This window comes from Nonomuraea sp. NPDC050783, assembly GCF_040802095.1.
Lineage (GTDB): Bacteria > Actinomycetota > Actinomycetes > Streptosporangiales > Streptosporangiaceae > Nonomuraea.
Genome location: NZ_JBFAHK010000006.1, coordinates 1 through 18438 on the forward strand (window position 1 = coordinate 1; position 18438 = coordinate 18438).

Annotated in this window: 21 protein-coding genes; 10 read left to right on the top strand and 11 right to left on the bottom strand. The window is 73.4% G+C overall.

The features are described from left to right. On the bottom strand, positions 1-303 hold a 303-nt coding region (locus tag AB0H75_RS17470; RefSeq protein ID WP_367797159.1), incomplete at its 3' end, for a site-specific integrase. A 241-nt stretch (positions 304-544) separates the two neighbouring features. On the opposite strand from AB0H75_RS17470, the gene AB0H75_RS17475 reads away from it, so the two are divergent. From AB0H75_RS17475 to AB0H75_RS17490, 4 genes are all read left to right on the top strand, one after another. Continuing rightward, positions 545-2104, top strand: coding sequence for a choice-of-anchor G family protein (locus AB0H75_RS17475; protein ID WP_367797161.1), 1560 nt, complete (start codon positions 545-547; stop codon positions 2102-2104). 89 nt (positions 2105-2193) lie between these two features. Continuing rightward, complete coding sequence (locus AB0H75_RS17480) at positions 2194-3471, top strand: hypothetical protein (protein WP_367797163.1); 1278 nt, start codon at positions 2194-2196, stop codon at positions 3469-3471. Positions 3472-3603: 132 nt separating this feature from the next. Beyond that, positions 3604-3810, top strand: coding sequence for a hypothetical protein (locus AB0H75_RS17485; RefSeq protein ID WP_367797165.1), 207 nt, complete (start codon positions 3604-3606; stop codon positions 3808-3810). Between the two features lie 153 nt (positions 3811-3963). Next, positions 3964-4803, top strand: coding sequence for a nucleotidyltransferase domain-containing protein (locus AB0H75_RS17490; RefSeq protein ID WP_367797167.1), 840 nt, complete (start codon positions 3964-3966; stop codon positions 4801-4803). Between the two features lie 39 nt (positions 4804-4842). On the opposite strand, the gene AB0H75_RS17495 is transcribed toward AB0H75_RS17490, so the two are convergent. The 4 genes from AB0H75_RS17495 to AB0H75_RS17510 are packed head-to-tail and all read right to left on the bottom strand — an operon-like array spanning position 4843 to position 8841. After that, the gene (locus AB0H75_RS17495; protein ID WP_367797169.1) at positions 4843-5772 is read right to left on the bottom strand and encodes a hypothetical protein; all 930 of its coding nucleotides are present in this window, start codon (positions 5770-5772) and stop codon (positions 4843-4845) included. Continuing rightward, on the bottom strand, positions 5769-6851 hold the full coding sequence (locus tag AB0H75_RS17500; RefSeq protein ID WP_367797171.1) for a hypothetical protein: 1083 nt from the start codon (positions 6849-6851) through the stop codon (positions 5769-5771). The genes AB0H75_RS17495 and AB0H75_RS17500 overlap by 4 nt, the downstream gene beginning before the upstream one ends. Then, the gene (locus tag AB0H75_RS17505) at positions 6848-7294 is read right to left on the bottom strand and encodes a DUF4188 domain-containing protein (RefSeq protein ID WP_367797172.1); all 447 of its coding nucleotides are present in this window, start codon (positions 7292-7294) and stop codon (positions 6848-6850) included. The genes AB0H75_RS17500 and AB0H75_RS17505 overlap by 4 nt, the downstream gene beginning before the upstream one ends. Continuing rightward, positions 7291-8841 (bottom strand): phenylacetate--CoA ligase family protein, encoded by a 1551-nt coding sequence (locus AB0H75_RS17510; protein ID WP_367797173.1) that lies wholly within the window; start codon positions 8839-8841, stop codon positions 7291-7293. The genes AB0H75_RS17505 and AB0H75_RS17510 overlap by 4 nt, the downstream gene beginning before the upstream one ends. A gap of 117 nt (positions 8842-8958) precedes the next feature. Here AB0H75_RS17510 and AB0H75_RS17515 point away from each other — a divergent pair, with 117 nt between their 5' ends. Then, complete coding sequence (locus AB0H75_RS17515) at positions 8959-9360, top strand: helix-turn-helix domain-containing protein (protein ID WP_367797175.1); 402 nt, start codon at positions 8959-8961, stop codon at positions 9358-9360. Beyond that, complete coding sequence (locus AB0H75_RS17520) at positions 9357-10331, top strand: alpha/beta fold hydrolase (protein ID WP_367797177.1); 975 nt, start codon at positions 9357-9359, stop codon at positions 10329-10331. Before AB0H75_RS17515 ends, AB0H75_RS17520 begins: the two co-directional genes overlap by 4 nt. Before the next feature lie 44 nt (positions 10332-10375). On the opposite strand, the gene AB0H75_RS17525 is transcribed toward AB0H75_RS17520, so the two are convergent. From AB0H75_RS17525 to AB0H75_RS17535, 3 genes are all read right to left on the bottom strand, one after another. Beyond that, the gene (locus tag AB0H75_RS17525; protein ID WP_367797179.1) at positions 10376-11164 is read right to left on the bottom strand and encodes a TetR/AcrR family transcriptional regulator; all 789 of its coding nucleotides are present in this window, start codon (positions 11162-11164) and stop codon (positions 10376-10378) included. A gap of 127 nt (positions 11165-11291) precedes the next feature. Next, complete coding sequence (locus tag AB0H75_RS17530) at positions 11292-11618, bottom strand: hypothetical protein (RefSeq protein WP_367797181.1); 327 nt, start codon at positions 11616-11618, stop codon at positions 11292-11294. Between the two features lie 145 nt (positions 11619-11763). Then, complete coding sequence (locus AB0H75_RS17535; protein ID WP_367797183.1) at positions 11764-12420, bottom strand: N-acetyltransferase family protein; 657 nt, start codon at positions 12418-12420, stop codon at positions 11764-11766. Between the two features lie 214 nt (positions 12421-12634). Here AB0H75_RS17535 and AB0H75_RS17540 point away from each other — a divergent pair, with 214 nt between their 5' ends. Then, complete coding sequence (locus AB0H75_RS17540; protein ID WP_367797185.1) at positions 12635-13237, top strand: Dps family protein; 603 nt, start codon at positions 12635-12637, stop codon at positions 13235-13237. Here the strand turns inward: AB0H75_RS17540 and AB0H75_RS17545 are convergent. Beyond that, positions 13188-14435: an MFS transporter gene (locus AB0H75_RS17545; RefSeq protein ID WP_367797187.1), complete on the bottom strand. Its 1248-nt coding sequence runs from the start codon at positions 14433-14435 to the stop codon at positions 13188-13190. The genes AB0H75_RS17540 and AB0H75_RS17545 overlap by 50 nt on opposite strands. A 117-nt stretch (positions 14436-14552) precedes the next feature. On the opposite strand from AB0H75_RS17545, the gene AB0H75_RS17550 reads away from it, so the two are divergent. Beyond that, the gene (locus AB0H75_RS17550) at positions 14553-15167 is read left to right on the top strand and encodes a helix-turn-helix domain-containing protein (RefSeq protein WP_367797189.1); all 615 of its coding nucleotides are present in this window, start codon (positions 14553-14555) and stop codon (positions 15165-15167) included. A 352-nt stretch (positions 15168-15519) separates the two neighbouring features. Here AB0H75_RS17550 and AB0H75_RS17555 read toward each other — a convergent pair whose 3' ends face one another. Further along, positions 15520-16110 (bottom strand): TetR/AcrR family transcriptional regulator, encoded by a 591-nt coding sequence (locus AB0H75_RS17555; RefSeq protein ID WP_367797195.1) that lies wholly within the window; start codon positions 16108-16110, stop codon positions 15520-15522. Positions 16111-16188: 78 nt separating this feature from the next. Between AB0H75_RS17555 and AB0H75_RS17560 the strand changes: the two genes are divergently transcribed. Beyond that, positions 16189-17196, top strand: a complete 1008-nt coding sequence (locus AB0H75_RS17560) for a hypothetical protein (RefSeq protein ID WP_367797196.1) — start codon at positions 16189-16191, stop codon at positions 17194-17196. Between the two features lie 62 nt (positions 17197-17258). Here the strand turns inward: AB0H75_RS17560 and AB0H75_RS17565 are convergent, their stop codons facing one another. After that, complete coding sequence (locus tag AB0H75_RS17565) at positions 17259-18101, bottom strand: serine protein kinase RIO (protein ID WP_367797198.1); 843 nt, start codon at positions 18099-18101, stop codon at positions 17259-17261. Between the two features lie 168 nt (positions 18102-18269). Between AB0H75_RS17565 and AB0H75_RS17570 the strand changes: the two genes are divergently transcribed. Then, positions 18270-18428: a hypothetical protein gene (locus tag AB0H75_RS17570; protein ID WP_367797200.1), complete on the top strand. Its 159-nt coding sequence runs from the start codon at positions 18270-18272 to the stop codon at positions 18426-18428. The last annotated feature ends 10 nt before the right edge of the window (positions 18429-18438 follow it).

The following is an 18438-nucleotide window of genomic DNA, read 5'->3' on the forward strand; positions in this document are numbered from 1 at the left end:
GGTGGCCAGCAGGTCCTGACGCTGAGCCCAGGTGGTGAAAGAGACCAGCGCCGACAGATGCCGGTTCCAGGTAGCCGCCGCCGCACCCGACCAGCGATCCATGACCGCGGCGTAGTCCTCGGGCGCGAGGTCGGCGGCGGGCCGGTCTCCGGCCAGAGCGGTCAGACGCGTGAGGGTCTTGGCGTAGCTGTCGCGGGTGGTGACGGTGTGCAAGGAGGCCAGGAAGCGCTCGACGGCGCCGGCGACGGTGGCCCGGTCGTCGTCGGCGGGGCGGGGCGTGCCGGGGGAGGTGGCGGCTGGCATGGCGCACCTCCCGGGCTGGACGCGGCAAATAACGCTACCGAGTCGGCTTCGCCGGTGAAGTAATGAACTGGGCAGGTGCAGGTCAACAGCGTCATGTGTGACAGGTAACGAAAATTCTGTGTCGTACGGCCAGCAATTCCTCACCCATACGCCACGTCACTCACTGTAATCACACAAATACGCTAGGCATGCATCGATGGGATGGATCACTCGAAGACCATCTCCGGCCGAAAGGGACCCCATGTCTAGGTTCTGGAAGTCCCGTGCCGCGACGACAGCCGTGCTGCTGAGCGTCGCCATGACCACGGGAACCGCACACGCCGCCCCCTCGCCGCCGCAGAGCACGGCGACCGCGGCACCATTGATCCTCTCCGCCGCAGGCAAGCCGCTGCTGACGCTGGGCGGCAGCTCGGCGGCCTATCCGGACGACCCCGGCACGAACACCGGCACGGCGACCGACGCCCAGCTCGGCTCGACATCGGTCCCGATCGGCGGCGGCAACGTCCCGCTGAACGACATCCTGAACCTCGGCGGTCTCGCATCGACGGTCAGCAGCCGCTCCGCCGCGTCCGGGCCGGCCGACACCGACGCGGCCGCCGGAACGCTGGGCAAGGCCGCCGACCCGGCCGACCCGCTCTCGGTGAACCTGCTGGCCCTCGGCGGCGCCGCGCTGGTGCCGCAGAGCCTGGTCGACGACGTGACCCTGCGTATCGGGGCGTTCTCGTCCCAGACGACATTCGTCAACGGCAAGCTCCAGCCGGCCAAGTACCGGGTCGGCCAGGCGAGCCTGCTCATCCACTCCCCGGCGGTGAAGGACGCCGCGAGCCAGCTCTACCAGGCCCTCGGCGCCGTCGACCGGCACATCGAGAAGACCGTCAACCAGAAGGCCGACCTCGCCCCGCTGAAGGCCCTGCTGACCCCGTTCGGCGTGCCGTCCCCTACGTTGGCCGTGCAGTCGAACACCCGGGACAAGATCTTCGGGGCGCTGCTCGCCAGGCCGCTGACCTCGCACAACAAGGTCGTCACGATCGACTTCTCCACCGGCACGGTGACCGTCCACCTCGACCAGCTCGTCGGCGGACTGAACGACAAACCGGCCAACACCGAGCTGATCAACTCCAAGGACTACCACCTGATCAGCCAGGCGGTCCACGACGTCATGAAGGACGCCGCCGACCTCGCCCTGGGCACGATCGGCAACTCGCTGGACGCGGTGAAGCTCACCCTGCGCTGGGCCGGCCCGGTCGGCATGGGCGGCATGGGCGGGAAGCTGGACGTCACCTGGAGCTTCACCCTGCGGCAGGCCATCGACGGCTCCATGCCGCGACCGGTGAACGCCAGCACCGGTGCGGCCGCACCGATGGCCGCGGCCATGCTCACCACCCTGACCGAGAACCAGCGCATGGTCGGCAAGGCCTTCAAGCCCGTCTCCGACCTGCTCCTCGCCACCTCACGAGACGGCCGGCCGAACGGCGCCGCCCGCGTTCCCGCTCGTGCGGCAGTCGCCGAGCACCTGGCCGGCGACGGCGAGAACATCGTCGAGCTGCTGCTCAGGATCAAGCTCGGGTTCACCTCCACCATCACCGACATGCTGTTGCCGGTCTTCCGGATGGCCAACCAGGTGCTCTCCGTCGAGATCAACCACCAGGAGCCCCGGACGTGCGTCCTGCCGACCGGGGTCCGGCTGCCGAGCGCGCGGTTCACCTCGGCCGTGTCGATCAACTTCCTGAAGGCCACGGTCGCGGTCCGGCTCGACCTGGGCGTGTCCTCGGGCTCGGTGACCATCTCCGACTGTGAGTAATCCCCCTCCACCTCGGCGGGGGTGCCACGGCCGGCCGTGACACCCCCGCCGCCGGATGACGCCTGGTTCCTACGAAAGGGGTGGATGCCGTGCAGCGCAAGCGTGCCGTCATCGTCTCGTCCGCCGCGGTGGCGGCGCTGTTCATCGGCGTGACCGGTGTCGGCGTGGCGATCCGGGACGACCACCAGGACGCGCCGGCGCCCCCCACCGCCCGCGTAGCGACCTCGGCCGGGCTGCCCGCCCCCGGGGCCTGCGCTGCCGGCGGCACCCCCATCAGTCACCGGTTCGCCGCCGGCGGCGCCTGGCAGATGTGCTGGCGGATCGACCCGCACGCGGGGCTCGTGCTCAGCCGGATCCGTTACCTCGCACCCGGCCGCAAGCCGCTGCCGGTCATGAAGGAACTGGCGCTCGGCCAGCTCGAGGTCCCCTACGACACCGGGTTGGACACCACGAGGGACATCACGGAGGCCGGGTTCGGCGGACGCAGCATGATCACCCGGTCCGCGGTGGACTGCGCGGGCCAGCGGATCGACGCGAGCATCCCGAACTACGGGACCGGCACCGTCGGCGGTGCCGAGACCCGCGCGGTGCTGTGCGCCGAGGAACGCGACACCGGGCTGGGACGGCGCAGCAGCTACCGCGGACGGGACGCCGCTTCACGCGGGCACAGCTTCGACCTGAGCACCCTGTCGATCGTCGGCTGGTACGAATACCTCACCGTCTACAGTTTCGCCGACAACGGTGCCATCACCCCGCGCCTGGGCGCGACCGGCGTCCTGTCCCCCAAGGACTACTCCACCGACCCGAAATGGGGTTCATCGGCCGCCGGCGGGGCGGTGAGCCACAGCCACAACGCGGTCTGGCGCATCCATTGGGACCTGGGCGGCCCCCAGACCGTCCAGGAGTACAACGCCGCATTCACCGGCCGGACCGGCCCGAAGGCCCCGATCGTCACCGGTTCCTGGTCCCCCCTCACCCACGAGACCACCCGGCGCGCCGCGCCGCGCCGCTTCTGGCAGGTGCTCGGCCCGCACCGCAATCCCGACGGCCACCGGATCTCCTACACGATCTTCAACGACACCACCGCAGGCCACGGCTACGACACGGCGTTCTCGCAACACAACCCGTGCGAGCTCTACGCCTCCGACAACCTGCTCGCGGGCTGCCCCTCCGCCACAGTCCCGCAGTTCGTCTCCGACCACCAGCCCCTGTCCGACGTGGTGTCCTGGGTGGCGGTCTCCTTTCACCACGTCCCCCGTCCCGAGGACCGCGCCCCCATGGAGATGCACTGGCAGGGCTTCACCACCACCCCCTTCGCCGCCTTCCCCGGCAACCCCCTCGCCCAGGCGGAGGCCGTAGGCGAGTGATCCGGACGGCCGGAGCGGCGGGATCCAGGTGACTGCGTCCCACCCTGGTGGTCCTCGTGGCTCACCCCGCAACCGTCAGTCATCGGCGCGGGAATCACGAACCCGTGCGAAGTCCGGCTGAATGCGCTGACCGTGCAGGACGCCAACGAGCTGCGCAAGGACGGCATCCTCGTCAACGCCGCCGCCCCCGCCCCCGGCTACGTCGACACCGACAGCAACAACCACACCGGCCACCTCACCCCCGCGCAGGGCGCCGCGGTCGTGGTACGCCTGGCCACCCTCGGCCCGGACGGCCCGACCGCCGGGTTCTTCAGCGCGGAGGGCCCGCTGCCCTGGTGACGGCCGGGTGACCGGGGTAGGGGCCGGGACCTCCGCTGGAGATCGCTCGCGTGCGGGAACGGGGCTGACGGGGATCACGGGCCCGGCGGGGATCACGGGCCCGGCGGGGATCACCGGGGCAGCGGAGATCACCGGCGCGCTAGGCTCGGCCGCATGCGGGACGAGGAACTGCGCGCCATCGCCGACCGGCTGGCCGGGGTGCCCGGCGTGGTGGCCGTGGCCCTGGGCGGCAGCCGCGCCCGGGGCACCCACCGGCCCGACTCCGACATCGACCTCGGCCTCTACTACCGCGGCCGGCCCGACACCGGCCGCCTGCGGGCGCTGGCCCGCGAGCTGACCGGCGAGCCCACGGAGGTGACCGAGCCCGGCGGCTGGGGCCCCTGGGTGGACGGCGGCGGCTGGCTGACCGTGGACGGGTGGCGGGTCGACTGGATCTACCGCGACCTCGACCGCGTCCGCCGCGTCTGGGACGGCTGCCGGGAGGGCCGCTACGAGGTCGGCACGCAGGCGGGCCACCCCCTGGGTTTCTACTCGCACGCCTACGCGGGCGAGGTGGCCCTGTGCCGCGTCCTCGCCGACCCCGGCGGGGAGCTGGCCGCGCTGCGGCGGGAGCTGGACGCCGGTTACCCGCCGGCCCTGCGGGAGGCGCTGGTCGGGGGCCTGTGGGAGGGCGACTTCAGCCTCATGACCGCCCGTTACGGCGCGGCGGGCGCCGATCCGGCGTACGCGGCGGGCGCCCTGTTCCGCGCGATCGGCGTGGCCTGCCAGGCCCTGCACGCCGCAGCCGGCGCCTGGCTGGTCAACGAGAAGGGCATGGTCGCCTCGGCCGGCCGGCTGCCCGTGGCCCCCGGCGGTTTCGCCGAGCGGGCCCAGGCGCTGCTCGCCGGGGTCGGCCGGACCCCGGAGGAGATCACCCGTACGCTCGACGACGCGGCCGCGCTCCTCGCCGAGGTCCGCGCCGCCTGCGGGGCGGAGGACGGCCCCGCCTTCTGACGGCCCGCCTTCTCGGCCCGCCTTCGACGGTCCCGCGCGTCACCCGGGCGGGTCCTTCACCCGGCACGAGGGCGGGGCGGGGGCCTTGGGGCGGCCGACGCGGGCGACGTGGAGCAGGCAGGACGGGTCCGGGACGTCCAGGCGGCCGGCGAGCACCCGACGCGTCCCGTCGTGGTCGATGATCTGGCTCAGGGGGTGCAGGGTGTAGCCGGCGGCGGAGAGCGTGAGCCAGTGGCGCAGCAGGAGGCGGCCCTGGTCGAGCTCGTCGCCCGCCGGGCCCACCAGCACCAGCACGTCGCCGTCGTAGTCCAGCAGCCCGCGGGAGGCGCCGGCCAGCAGGCGGGGCAGGCCGAGCGGGCGCAGCGCCGGGTACAACGCCAGGGAGGCACGCAGGACCAGGGCCTCCAGCCGGGTCAGGAACAGGGCGCGGTCGCTCAGGCCGTCCAGGAGGTAGCGGCGGTGGCGGCGGGTCAGCCGCAGCCAGGAGCGCAGCTCGCGGGTCACCTCCCGGGAGCCGAACTGGTGCAGGTCGGCGGCGTGCAGCAGGTCCGCCAGGTCGCGGCAGGCCACGCGGCGCATGCCGGTCAGCCGGCCGGCCAGGTCGGCGGGGAGCCGGCCCGGGTGGTAGTCGCCGCGGTTGGCGCCGCGGGCGCGCACGTCGGCCGTGGTGAAGGGCGTCGCGTACGGCTCGCGCGCCCGGTGCAGGTAGCCGACGCGCAGGGGGCCGGGGTCCGGGGTGAAGGCGACGGGCAGGCCCGCCGAGGCGCAGACGATCAGGCAGCACTCCACGAACGCGCCCAGGCTCAGCCGCAGGTCGCGGCCGGTGGGGTCGCTGACCGGCAGCGCCCTGGACGGGTCCCAGCCGACGGCCGCCTGGTCGCCGTCCTCGTACGTCAGCGTCCACGGCTGGGTGTTGTGCGCGCTGGGCGCGCGCCAGAAGTCGGGCTCCAGCGCCCGCAGCTCGTTCACGTCGTGAGGTCCTTGGCGTAGAAGGTGTAGCCGTGGAGGGGGCGGCCGCCCATGGCGACGTACTGGGCGGCCGAGCCGGGGTTGGTGCGTTCCACGTAGGTGCTGCGCAGCGTGTGGTAGCCGCCGCGGCGCAGCCCCGCCAGCAGCTCGCGGGAGAGCAGCCGCATGTAGCCGCGTCCCTGCTCGTCCGGGACCGTGCCCTTGACCACGAGGACGGCCTCGCGGCGGTGGCGGGAGCGGGTGGCCAGGAGGCGGAGCTGGTTGAGCGGGTGCAGGTCGCCCCGGACGCGCATGACGAACTCGGAGATGTCGGGCAGGCACAGGATGAACGCGATCGGGCGCCCCGCCTTGGTCAGGTACAGCAGCAGGTCCTCGTCCAGCAGGTACGCCAGGCCGTCGGTCTGCGCGGCCAGCTGCTCGGCGGAGATCTCGGTGTAGTAGCCGAGCCGCGCGAAGGCGGCGTTCAGCATCGCGCGCAGGATCGGCAGCTGCTCCCGGATCCGCCGGCGGTCGCCGCGGTGCACCCGCAGCTCCTCGGCCGCCATCCGCGCCTCGTCGAAGGCGAACACCGGGCCCCGCCGCGGCACCGGGCAGATCCAGGTGTCGGACTCGAAGCGGCGGGTGAAGCCGTGCGCCTCGTACGCGGCCGGGTAGCGCTCTGGGTTCCAGGCGCTGTCGATGAAGCCGCGCTCGGCGAAGCCGGAGGTGATGACGCCGCCCGCCTGGTTCGGCAGCAGGGCGACCGGGCCGAAGGCGACCTGCCGGCCCGCCGCCCGGCCCGCCGCGCAGATCGCCTCGAACAGCTCGCCGGCCGCGTCCTCGGCGAACTCGGTCAGGCCGAAGAGCTGCAGCCGGGCGCCCAGCCTGGCGTCCAGGGCGGCGTCGGTGTGCAGCGTGGTGCGGGCGACCACGCGGCCGGCCCTGCGCAGCACGTACAGGGCCACGCCCTGGCGCAGCCACGTGCGGACCTGGGCGTGCAGCGGCGGGACGTAGCCCGAGCCGGCGCCGTGCAGGCGGTCGGTGAGGGACAGGAAGTCGCGCAGGTCGCGGCGGCCGCGCACCCGTTCCAGGGCGCTCATGCGCGGTTCACCCGCGGTCCCTCGCCGCTCTCCGACGACAGCGGCGTGAACGTCTCGATGTGGGCCATCGGGCCGCCCTCGGCCCGCCACACGCCGTTGCTGTACCCCTCGGGCTCGGCGTTGTAGAGGCGGATGTAGCCGCCGGTGGCGTGCCTGGTGCCGTCGGTCACCCACCGCATCAGCCGGCGGTGGTGCCGGGTGCGGGCGAAGCGCAGCAGCGCGTCGCGGTCCTCGAAGAACGCCAGCGTGCCCAGCGTGTACGGGAACTCCCAGTAGACCTTGTGCCACCGGTAGCCGCGCATCCGCTTCATGTCGCGCACCATCCGGAACCAGGTGAAGGTGAGGACGAGGATCGACAGCGGCCCCCGGTACCGGGTCGCCCCGACGAACATCGCCGTCGCCTGCCCCTGCGGCGGCGTCCTGCTGAAATCGGTGGTTCTCATGCGTCCTTCACCAGGTAGACGTTCTTCAGCTCGGTACGCCCGGCGAACGGGCCCTCGCCCGGGCCGAACACCCGCACCCGCAGGTCGGCGGCGGTCGGGTCCTCGCGCACCGACTCGGCGAAGTCGCGCGAGACGGCACTCAGGTGGGCCAGCACGCCCTTGCGGCACAGGTCGGCCAGCTCCGCGCGCTCGGCCTCGCCGTCCATCCCGCCGCGTACCTCCAGGTTGACCACCGGGCGGTACTCCAGGCCCGGCAGCTCCTCCAGCGACAGGCAGAACCGGCTGATCGCGGCGGCGTACGGGTTGCCCTGGTAGAGGCCGTACTCGACGTCCTGCGGGTACAGGTGGGCGCCCATGTAGGAGATCGTCGAGTCCTTACGGCCGAACAGGAACAGCAGCGGCAGGTTCAGCCGCTCGTCGGTCCAGGCGCGCTCGTACTCCTCGGCGCCCAGGGCGGCGCGCACCTCGGCGAGCGTGCGCAGCGCGGCCTCGTCGCCGACGTTGTAGCGCAGCTTGGGCTGCAGGCAGGTCTTGGTGTTGATCGTGCACAGCAGCTCGCCGGCCGCGTTGACCTCCAGGAACGTCTCCAGCGGGTTGTAGTGGAAGATCATCGGCAGCCGTTCCTCGCCCGGCCCCAGCAGCCGCTCGCGCAGCTCCCGGTCGGCGGCCAGCCGCTTGCGCAGCCACACGCTGAACCCGCTCTCCGCGCCCATCCCGATCGTCAGGTCGCTCGCGCCGTAGCCGGAGCGCACCTCCTCGAAGCGCTCCTCCAGGTAGTCGCGCAGCGCCTCGGTCATGCCCTCGCCGCCGACCAGGCCCCTGATCCGGTAGTCGTGCCAGGGGAAGCCGCGCTCGTCGAGGTGGTCGCGCAGGTGCTTGAGGAACGGCGGGTACGCCGACACCACGTAGTCGTAGCCCGGCCCGAAGTGCTCCAGCGTGTCGGCGATCTTCTCCAGGTCGGGGCCGGTGTTCTTGACCATCGCGATGCGGGCCATGGCCGCGCCGGTGGTGGTGCCGGTGGCCCAGGCGCCCATCGAGTACGCGTTGATCACGAACAGCCGCTCGCCGGGGAAGACCAGCTCGATGTAGCCGGCCGCGTTGCGGTGGACGCCCTTGAGCTCGCGCGGCCCGCGCACCCAGTTGTACGGCTTGCCGCTCGACCCGGACGACTCGTCCACGATCACGCCCGGCCGGTGCATCCGGCCCTCCTGGCAGCGGCTCTCCTCGTCGTAGAGGGCGGCGTAGTTGTGCTTGGTGGTCTCGGGGAAGTCCGCCAGCCGCCGGGCGTGCTCGGCGCCGTTCGCGCGCAGGAAGTGCCGGTAGGCGGGCACGTCCACGGCGGCGAACTGGCAGGCCAGCCGGGCGTGCCTGGCGGCCACCCGGTCCAGCGCCGGGTGGTAGCCGCGCGCCACGAACCGCCAGACGGCGGGGTGCAGCGCGCCCAGCCGGTAGGCGCCGGTGAGGGACCAGGAGTAGGCCTGGAGCCGGGCGCGGCGCCAGCGCTGGCGCGGCGTGAGGGGGCCGAGGCGGGGGCTGAGGCGGATCATGGCCGGTGACACTAGTGAGCCCGGATTGCCGATCACTTGCGTCGCGCTTGAAGCATGGCCCTGAAGGCGCTTGTTCTTCCCTTTCGCTCCCTTTAATGGCGTACGATAGGGAATGTTATGGAGTATTACACCGTGGAGCAGGCGGCCGGCTTGCTGGGCCTGCACGTCAAGACCGTGCGCGCCTACGTGCGCGACGGGCGGCTGCCGGCCGTGCGGGTCGGCAGGCGCTACCGGATCGCCAAGGACGACCTGGCCGCCTTCGCCGGGCTGCCGGTCCCCGAGGAGCCGCGCCCCCGGCGCGCCGAGGTGTCGGCCGTCGTCCAGCTCGACGGGGTCGGCAGGGCCGAGACGGACCGCCTGACCACGACGGTCACCGGCGCCCTGTCCGGCCGGCCGAGCGGCGTGCGGGCGCAGTTCTCCTACGACGAGGAGCGCGCCCGCCTCACGATCGTCGTGCTCGGCGAGCTGGAGCCCGCCGCCCAGGTGCTGCGCGTCGTGGACGCGCTGGTGCGGCCGTGACGCCCCCGAGCCACCCGAGCCGTCCGAGCCGCCCGGGCCGTCTGAGCCGCCCGGGCCGTCTGAGCCGCCCGGGCCGTCCGGGCCACCCGGGCCACCCGAGCCGCCCGGACCGCCCGATCCACCGCTCGCGCGAGGCCGCGCTGGCCATCGAGCGGTGCTACCTGGAGGTGCTGGAGCGCTGGCCGGTGCCCGCCGAGCGGCTGCGCGTGCCGACCCGGCTGGGGGAGACGTTCGTGCTGGCGTCCGGGCCGCGGGACGCGCCCGCCGTGCTGCTCCTGCACGGCTCGGCGGCCACCAGCGCCATGTGGCTGGGCGACGTGGCGGCCTGGTCGCGGCGGCTGCGGGTGTACGCGGTGGACCTGGTCGGGGAGCCGGGGCTGAGCGCGCCCGCGCGCCCGCCCCTGGACGGCGACGCGTACGCCGGATGGCTCGACGACGTCCTCGACGGGCTCGGGGCCGGGCCGGGGGAGCGGGTCTCGTTCGTCGGCCTCTCGCTCGGCGGCCGCATCGCGCTCGACTACGCCGCCCGGCGGCCGGAGCGGACCGCGCGCGTGGCCCTGCTCTGCCCCAGCGGCATCGGCCCGCAGCGGTCCCTGCCCCTGCTCGGCGTCCTGCCGCTGTTGCTCATGGGGGACGCCGGCCGCCGCCGCGCCCTGCGCCGCCTGCTCGGAGCCGAGGTGCGCGGCATGGCCGGCGGCCCGCTCGCCGAGCTGACCACGCTCATCCATCGCGGCTTCCGGCCCCGGCGGGGCAAGGTGCCGCTCCTGCCGGACGACGCCCTGCGCCGCGTGACCGCACCGCTGCTGGTGATCGCCGGCGGCCGGGACGCGATGCTCGACTCCCACGGCACCCGCCGCCGCCTGGCCCGCGTCCTGCCCGGGGCCGACGTGCGGCTGCTGCCCGAGGCCGGGCACCTGCTCCCGCCCCAGACCCGCCCCGTCCTGGAGTTCCTGGAGGACCGCCGGACCTGACGGCGTCCCCGCAGCCCACCGCGCGGCCGGTCAGGGGCGGGCCGTCAGGGGCGGGCGGCGCGTACGGCCGCCTCGATGCCGTCGAGCAGCACGTCCAGGCCCGTGCGGAACGCCTCGCGCACCCGGTGCTCCAGGAACGGCTCGCCGGGGGCTTGGTCGTCGTCCTCCGACTCCACCCAGCGCGCCAGGGGGTAGCGCTCGGCGAACCCGGGCGCCACCTCCGCCATCAGCGACGCGCGGGCCCGCCACCACTCCTCGTCCGACACGCCGGTCTCCGACGGGGCCTGGCGCGACTCGGCGACCGTCCTGGCCGCGCCGCGCACGAAGTCGTACAGCAGCGCCACCACGCCCCGCACCCGGGCCGGGCGCAGCCCGGTCGCGCGCAGGATGCCGAGCAGGCTCTCCAGGGCCGCGAACTCGTTGGGGCCCAGCACCGGGCGTGCCTGCGACACCTGGAGGATCCACGGATGGCGCAGGTAGAAGGCGCGGGTCCGCTCGGCCCACGCCGTGACGGCCGGCCGCCAGCCGCCGCTCAGGTCGTACTCGGCCGGCAGCTCGGCCATGGCCCGGTCGTACATGAGGTCGACCAGCTCGCCCTTGCTCGGCACGTACGTGTAGAGCGCCATGCCGGTGCGGCCCAGCCGCTCGCCGACCTTGCGCATCGACAGGGCCGCCATGCCCTCGGCGTCGGCCACCTCGATGGCGGCATCGACGATCACGTCCACGCTCAGCCCCGGTTTGGGCCCCGGCCGGGTCTCCTCGCGCTCCTGCCCGGCGCGCCACAGCAGCGCCATCGAACGGCGGGCGTCACCCTGACCGGCGTAGACGACCAACGCGCGACTCCTTGTGGGTCTCCCAGCGGGCCGGACTTCACGGCCTGAAGCGTAGCAGCGCCCCCATGACGCGGCCGTCCCGGCACCCGAGGCGGGTGCCGGGACGGCCGGTCCTCGTCAGAGGGTGTCAGCTCTCGCCGGCGCCCGGAGGGTTCTCGCTAGGGTGCCCGTAGTGCAGGGAGCCGTTCTTGTAGGTGACCTCGGGGCCGACCTTGCAGGCGTCCGCGTCGCGCGTGCCCGCGAACACTCCGTGCTTGGTGACGTGGTGGTAGGTGCCGTCGTCGTTCATGCCGAGGGCGCAGTCGTTCGGGGTCCGATTCGCCCAGCTGCTCCAGGAATGGGTCCACTGGTCGTTCCACTCGTCATTCGGGTCGCCCGCCGCCGAGGCGACGCCCCCGAACATGACGGTGGCCGCGATGATGGCGCCCCCAGCGGCGATGAGGCTGCGTCTCATGATTCCCCCCTGTGATCACGAAGTGACATCGCTGATCACTATACGTAGCGATCTTGATGCGTTCGCGCTCCGCCACACCGGGTTCGCCCAACGGTGGGCCAATGACCGGCAAAGTCCCCACCGGCACGTTTCGCCGTTTCGCGGCTCACGCGCGGGACAGCAGGACCTCGGCGCCCACCGGGACGTACCCGGCCGCCAGCAGGGCCCGCACGCTGGCCGCGTTGCCCGGCGCGACCTGCGCCCACACCGGCCGCGGGACCAGGTGGCGGGCGGCCGCGGCGAGCAGGCGGCCCAGCCCCCGGCCCCGGTGCGCCGGCTCCACCTCCACCGCGGCCTCCCATCGCCCGCCCACGCCCCGCCCCACGGTCAGCAGGCCGCCCTCGCAGCTCCAGGCGCGGACCTCGTCCCGGTGGCGCAGCGCCCGCCTCACCCGGGGATGCTCCGCCGCGGTGACCTCCTCCAGCGCGAGCGGCGGCGGCCCGGCGAGCGGGGCCGCCAGGGCGAGCAGGTCCAGGCTCCCGGCGCTCCGCCCGGTCCGCCCGGCCAGGGCCAGCAGGAACGGCGGGCCGAGCGGGGCCGACAGGTCGCCGGGCGGCAGCCGCTCGCGCACCCATGACAGCGGCAGGTCGGCGAAGACCACCGAATGGGCGGTGAACGCCAGGACGCCCAGGTCACGCGGCGACGATTGCGGCACGACCGTCAGCCCGCCGTCCGGGGGCGGCGGCTCGCCGCGCTCCACGCCGGCCAGCAGGGCCCGCAGCGCGCTCACCCCTTCACCGCCGCGGGGCGCGGGCCAGGACACGGGGAGGTCCCCGTTCTCCGTACGCGGTTCTCCATGCGCGCTCCTCGCCGCCCTCCCGCCGGGATGGGAGGGCTCCAGCATGATCGCATGCCGCCGGCCGCGACGGCGGCGCGCAGGATTGACCGTCTCTTGTGCAGGTTCGCGGCGGCCCTTGGCGCGGTGCCGGGGAGGTTGATGGCGATTGTGCCCATTCGCCATTCCGAGGAGAACACGCATGGCGACCAAACGATCCACCAAGGCGACGCGGTCCAAGGCGAACAGCCAGCCGTGGCTGCACGTGAACGGTGTGGAGATCCAGGAGTTCGGCACCGTGCGGATGTTCCCGCTCGGGCTGACGCGGGACGCCCGCATGTACTCGTGCGAGCGGCTCAACCAGATCCTGGCCGACACCCAGATCCTGTACGCCCTCTACAAGAAGCACCACTGGCTGATGCGCGGGCCGACCTTCTACCAGCTCCACCTGCTGCTGGACAAGCACGCCGAGGAGCAGGAGAAGCTCGTGGACGACATCGCCGAGCGGGTGCAGACCCTCGGCGGCGTGGCCGTCGGCGACCCGCGCCACGTCGCCGAGATCACCGTGATCCCGCGCCCGCCGAACGGCTGCGAGGAGGTGCCGGCGATGCTCTCCCGCCTGATCGAGGCGCACGAGACCATCCTGGTCGCCTGCCACGACGCGGCCTCCCGGGCGCAGGAGATGGGGGACGACGGCACCAACGACCTGCTGGTCTCCCAGGTCATCAGGACGAACGAGCTGCAGACGTGGTTCCTCATCGAGCACCTGGTGGACACGCCTCTCGTCGAGACGCCCGAGGGGTGAGGCGCGGCGGTCCGGCGGCACCGGACCGCGGCCGGGACGCGAACCGGTCGAGCAGGACGGGCACCGTGGTGAGCGCCGCCAGGCCGGCACCGAGCCACGGGATGGCGACGACCCCGGCGCCGGCGTCGAGCACGACGCCGGCGAACCCGGGGACCAGGCTGATGCCGAGCTGGAACGCGGAGACGGTGGTGGCCCCGGCGAGGGTGGGCGCCTGGCCCGCGATGGCGAACACCCGCCCGTAGATCGCCGGGTTCAGCACGAATCCGGCGACCCCCAGGAGCAGCACCAGGGGGACGACGGCCGCCGCGTGCCGGGCGAGGACGCCGAGCAGGGCGGAGACGGCCAGGATCCCCAGGGCGCCGGCCAGGAGCGCGCGCGTGGGCAGCCGGTCGGCGATCCGGCCCCCGATGGACAGGCCGATGAAGGCTCCGACGCCGAACAGGGCCAGGACCGCCGGGATCCACACCCCGGGGATCCGGGTGACCCCGGTCAGGAACGCCGCGAGGTAGTTGAACGTGATCATGTACGCGGCCGTGCTCAGGAGAGTGGCGGCGTAGACGACCCACAGCCGGGGCCGCCTCATGGCGCGGAGCTCGTCCCGCACGCCGGTCCCGCCGCGCGCGCTCGTGGCGGGCAGCGCCACGAGCGTCAGGACCATGCCGACGACGGTGAGGCCCGCCACCGCCCAGAAGCCGCCCCGCCACCCGGTGAAGTAGCTGATCAGCGTGCCGGCCGGGCCTCCGGCCACCATCGCGAGGCTGAGGCCGGAGACGACGACCCCCGAGGCGCGCGCGGCGCGGCCGGGCGGGACCAGGCTGACCGCGGTGACCGCCGCGACCGCCCAGAACCCGGCGTAGGCGAGGCCGCAGAGGAAACGCGTGAGCAGGAGCACCGCGTAGCTGTCGGTCAGGACGCCGATCACCACGCAGCCGGCGAAGACCGCCTGCGTGGCCACCAGCGTCGTGCGCCGCGGCCAGCGCAGGGTCACGATGGCCAGGGGCGGGCCGCCGGCGACCACGGCGGCGGCGAAGGCCGAGATCAGCGCCCCGGCGGAGGACAGCGTGATCTTCAGGTCGCCGGCGATGGCCGGCAGGACGCCCGCGAGCAGGAACTCCGCGCTGCCCATCGCGAACAGGCTCAACGCCAGCAGATAGACCCCCAGGGGCAGCTTGCCGTTCGTGTTCATTGTTTTGATCATGGCGATCACCTCCGGGGCCGATGCTGCGAGGGGAAGCCAGGATTGACAACTTCTGTTGCCGTTTCTGGGACAGTGGAGGCGAGCAGCCCCTCGAACGACACGGACAGGACGGGAACCATGGAGCCGCGAACCCCCGAGCGACAGTCCGCGACGGCCCGGACGCTGGAACAGGTCGGCCCCCGGCTCCGGAGCCTGCGCACCCGGCGCGGGGTGAGCCTGTCGGCTCTGGCAGAGGCCACCGGCATCTCCAAGAGCACGCTCTCCCGGCTGGAGTCGGGCCAGCGCCGGCCCAGCCTGGAGCTCCTGCTGCCGATCGCGCAGGCGCACCAGGTGTCGCTGGACGAGCTGGTCGGCGCGCCGGAGACCGGCGACCCGCGTATCCGGTGCAAGCCCCTGGTCCGCAACGGGCGCACGGTGATCCCCCTGACCACCCAGCCGGGGCCCCTGCAGGCATGGAAGTCGATCATCCCCGCCGAGCAGTGCCGGCCGCAGCCGTGCACGCACGAAGGCTACGAGTGGATGTACGTCCTGTCGGGGCGGGTGCGGCTCGTCGTGGCCGGTCACGACCTGGTCCTGGGGCCGGGCGAGGCCGCCGAGTTCGACACGCGCCTGCCGCACTGGTTCGGCTCCGCCGGCGACTCTCCGGTGGAGGTCCTCAACCTGTTCGGGCGGCAGGGCGAGCGCATGCACGTACGGGCCAGGCCGCAGGCCCGCGAGGAGCGAGCCTCCTAGGTCGTCGCGGCGGCGGCATCGGCCTGCACCGGGCACTGCGCCTCGCGCGCGAACCCCTGGAGCCGGGGGCACCGCCTCGGCACGGGCGGACCTCCCGATCCTGCCGCCGGACCTGCCGGACCTGCCGGACCCGCCGGACCCGCCGGACCCGCCGGGCCTGCCGGATCCGCCGGACCCGCCGGACTTGCCGGACCTGCCGGCACCTCCTGCGCCGTCCTGACAGCTCGTCCACAGGCGTCCGGGACCGCCGTGTCCGGACGCGTCCGCCCCACGGTGATGATCTCCAGCCCTCCCGTGCCCCTCCCCTTCCCTCCCCCTCTCCAGCACCACCACCCAGCGGCCCGCGACGGTGTCAGTCCCGGGCTCCGGTGTCGATGCCGCCGAGGATCAGGTCGGTCAGCGCCGCGACGGCCTCGGCGGCGGTGGCCCGCCCCCGGTTCAGCTCGGCGGCGATCGCCTCGGCCGCGCCCAGCGCGCCGGCGCAGCGCAGGCGGAGGGCCTCCTGGGTGAGCCCGGCGTACGGCCGCAGGGCGGTGGCCATCAGGTCGGTGTAGCCGTCGAGCAGCTCGCGCTCGACCGCCTCCACCTCCGGGTTGCCCTTCAGCGCGGCCGAGACGGCGGTCCACTCCGGCATGTCGGTGGCGCAGGCGAAGTAGGCGGCGCTCAGGACGCGGGCGATCTCACGGGGGACGGCCGGGGCGTGACGCAGGGCCTGCGCCAGGACGGCCCGGTGCCGCTCGTCGAGCCGCCGGTAGAGCGCGATCAGCAGGCCGGGGCGGGTGCCGAAGTGGTCGTAGACGATGGGCCTGCTCACTCCGGCGGCCTCCGCCAGGCTGAGCAGCGTGAGGCTGTCGGTGCCGTGGGCGCGCACGATCGTCATGGCGGTGTCGAGCAGTTGCTCCCGCCTGGCGGGCTTGGACAGGCGGGTCGATCCCGTGGTCATCGTCCTCCCTTGTTTTATCTCCCAGCCTAAGCTACAAAATGTAACTTACAGAATGTAGGTTAGTGGGAGGACATCACCGTGGAACCATCCGTACTGATCATGGGAGGGTCCGGCCAGGTGGGCGCGGAGACCGCGGCGCTCCTGCGCCGGTGGCACCCGGAGCTGCCGCTGACGATCGCAGGCCGCGATCTCGGCCGCGCCCAGCGAGTCGCCGACGAACTCGGCGGCGCGAACGCCGTGACCATCGACGTGGGGCGAGACGGCCTCGGCCTCCAGCGGACCGACGGCTACGCGGCGGTCGTGGCAGCAGTGTGGGACAGCCACCTGAACGGACTGCGCTACGCACAGGACCGCGGCCTGCCGTACGTCAGCATCTCCAACGGCCTGGTCGACATCGGGCCCGAGGTCGCCGCCGCCGGCCTGCGAGCCGGCGCGGCGCCGATCCTGCTGGCCAGCCACTGGTACGCGGGAGTCGTCGTCCTGGCGGTGCTCGGCCTCGCCAGGGAGTTCGACCGGCTCGACACCATCGAGGTCAGCGGCGTACTGGACGAGCAGGACAGCGGCGGGCCCGCGGCCGTGGCGGACATAGCCCGCCTGATGGCCGCCACCTCGGCGGGGCCCGTCCGCCGCGACGGCGTCTTCGAGTGGGTCAGCGGCCCCGACGCGCAGGTGGAGATCACCAGCGTCGACGGCGCCGTGCTGCCCGGCCAGATCGTCCCCATCCTCGACGTGCCGAGCCTGGCCCTCGCGACGGGCGCGCCCAACGTCCGCCTCGCGTTCGCGATCGGTGAGTCGGCAGGCAGGCGGCGCGGCGGGCCCGCGTCCGCGGAGATCAGGATCGACCTCGAAGGCGTGGACCGCGCGGGCGCGCCACTCAGGACGAGCCGCTACCTCCTCCACCCGGAGGGGCAGCGCCCCCTGACCGCGCTCGGCGTCGCCCTCGGCGTCGAGCGGCTGCTCGGCCTGCGCGGCGACCCCGTGCCGCCCGGACTCCACACCCCCGAGGCGTTGATCGACCCCGGCTACGCGGCCGAGCGGATGGCGGAGATCGGCGCCACCTTCACCGGCGCGCACGGCGGTCACTGACGCCGCCGCCGATCGGGATCGCGGGCGGCGCACCGGCAGGGGCCGGGCGCCGTCCGGGGCGATCAGAACACCGTCGCCAGCAGGTCGGCGAACAGCTCCTGCTCGTCGACCTCGAACCCGCGGTTCGTGAACCACGCGGCCATGGTGCGGCAGTCGCGCATCAGCAGGTCCAGGCCCTGCGGGTTGCCCACGATGTCGACGACCTGGGGCAGGTCGATCAACACGATCCGCTCGCCCTGCGCCAGGACGTTGTACGGCGACAGGTCGCCGTGCGCGAGCCCCGCGCGGGCCAGTTCGCGCATGCCGTCGCGGAGCTGCTCGAAGTACCCGCCGAGCAGGTCCTTCGGCGGCCGGACCTGGGCGAGCCGGGGCGCGGCACCGCCCTCGCCGTCGTCGATGAACTCCATCAGCAGCTCCGTGCCGTCCACCTGCACGGGGTAGGGCACCGGGACGCCGGCCTTCCACAGGCGGTTGAGGGCGTCCCATTCGGCGTACGCCCACTGGCCGGCCGCGACGCCGCGGCCGTGCGCGGTCTTCTTCGCCATCGCCCGGCTGTCGCGGCTGTTGCGGGTGCGGCGGCCCTCGACGTACGACGCTTTGCGGTGGAAGGAGCGGTGCTCCTCGGTGCGGTACCGCTTCGCGGCCAGCAGCGAGGACTTCGCCGGATTGCCGCCGATGGCCTGGACGGCCCGTTCGAGCAGGAAGACGTCGGCTTCCTTGCCGGTCTTGAGTATGCCGAGCTCGGTGTCGATCGCGGCCTGGTCCGTCACGACCCACGAGGGGCGTGGCTCGGGGCCGCGGCAACCGCGCTCGACCTCCAGCCAGGTGGACCACCGCTGACCCGGGCCCAGCTCCTCGTCCACCGGATGGAACGCGAAGACGAAGGCGCCGGCCGGAGGTGACACAGGGGAGTCGAGAGGGGAGTGGGGATCAGGGAGTTCGTATCCGGAAGACAACGTGCGTGCTCCTGAACAAGTGGGTGGGGCTGATGCGGACATGCCGCAGTGCCGTGATGGTCATCCGTCAGCCCTCCTTCGTTCAGGCAGCGCTCGTCGCCGCTCGATCAGCCCAGCATGCCCACCCTTCCCGGACGCGGCAACGCAATTACCGGCGCCCGGCCGCATGCCGACCTCGCCCGGCACCCGCACGGCGTCAAGGAATGGGCACTCGACCCCGCCACCGCCAAGCGCCTCTGGACCGTCTCGACCGCCCTGCTCCACGCCCGACAGTGATGGAGGCGAA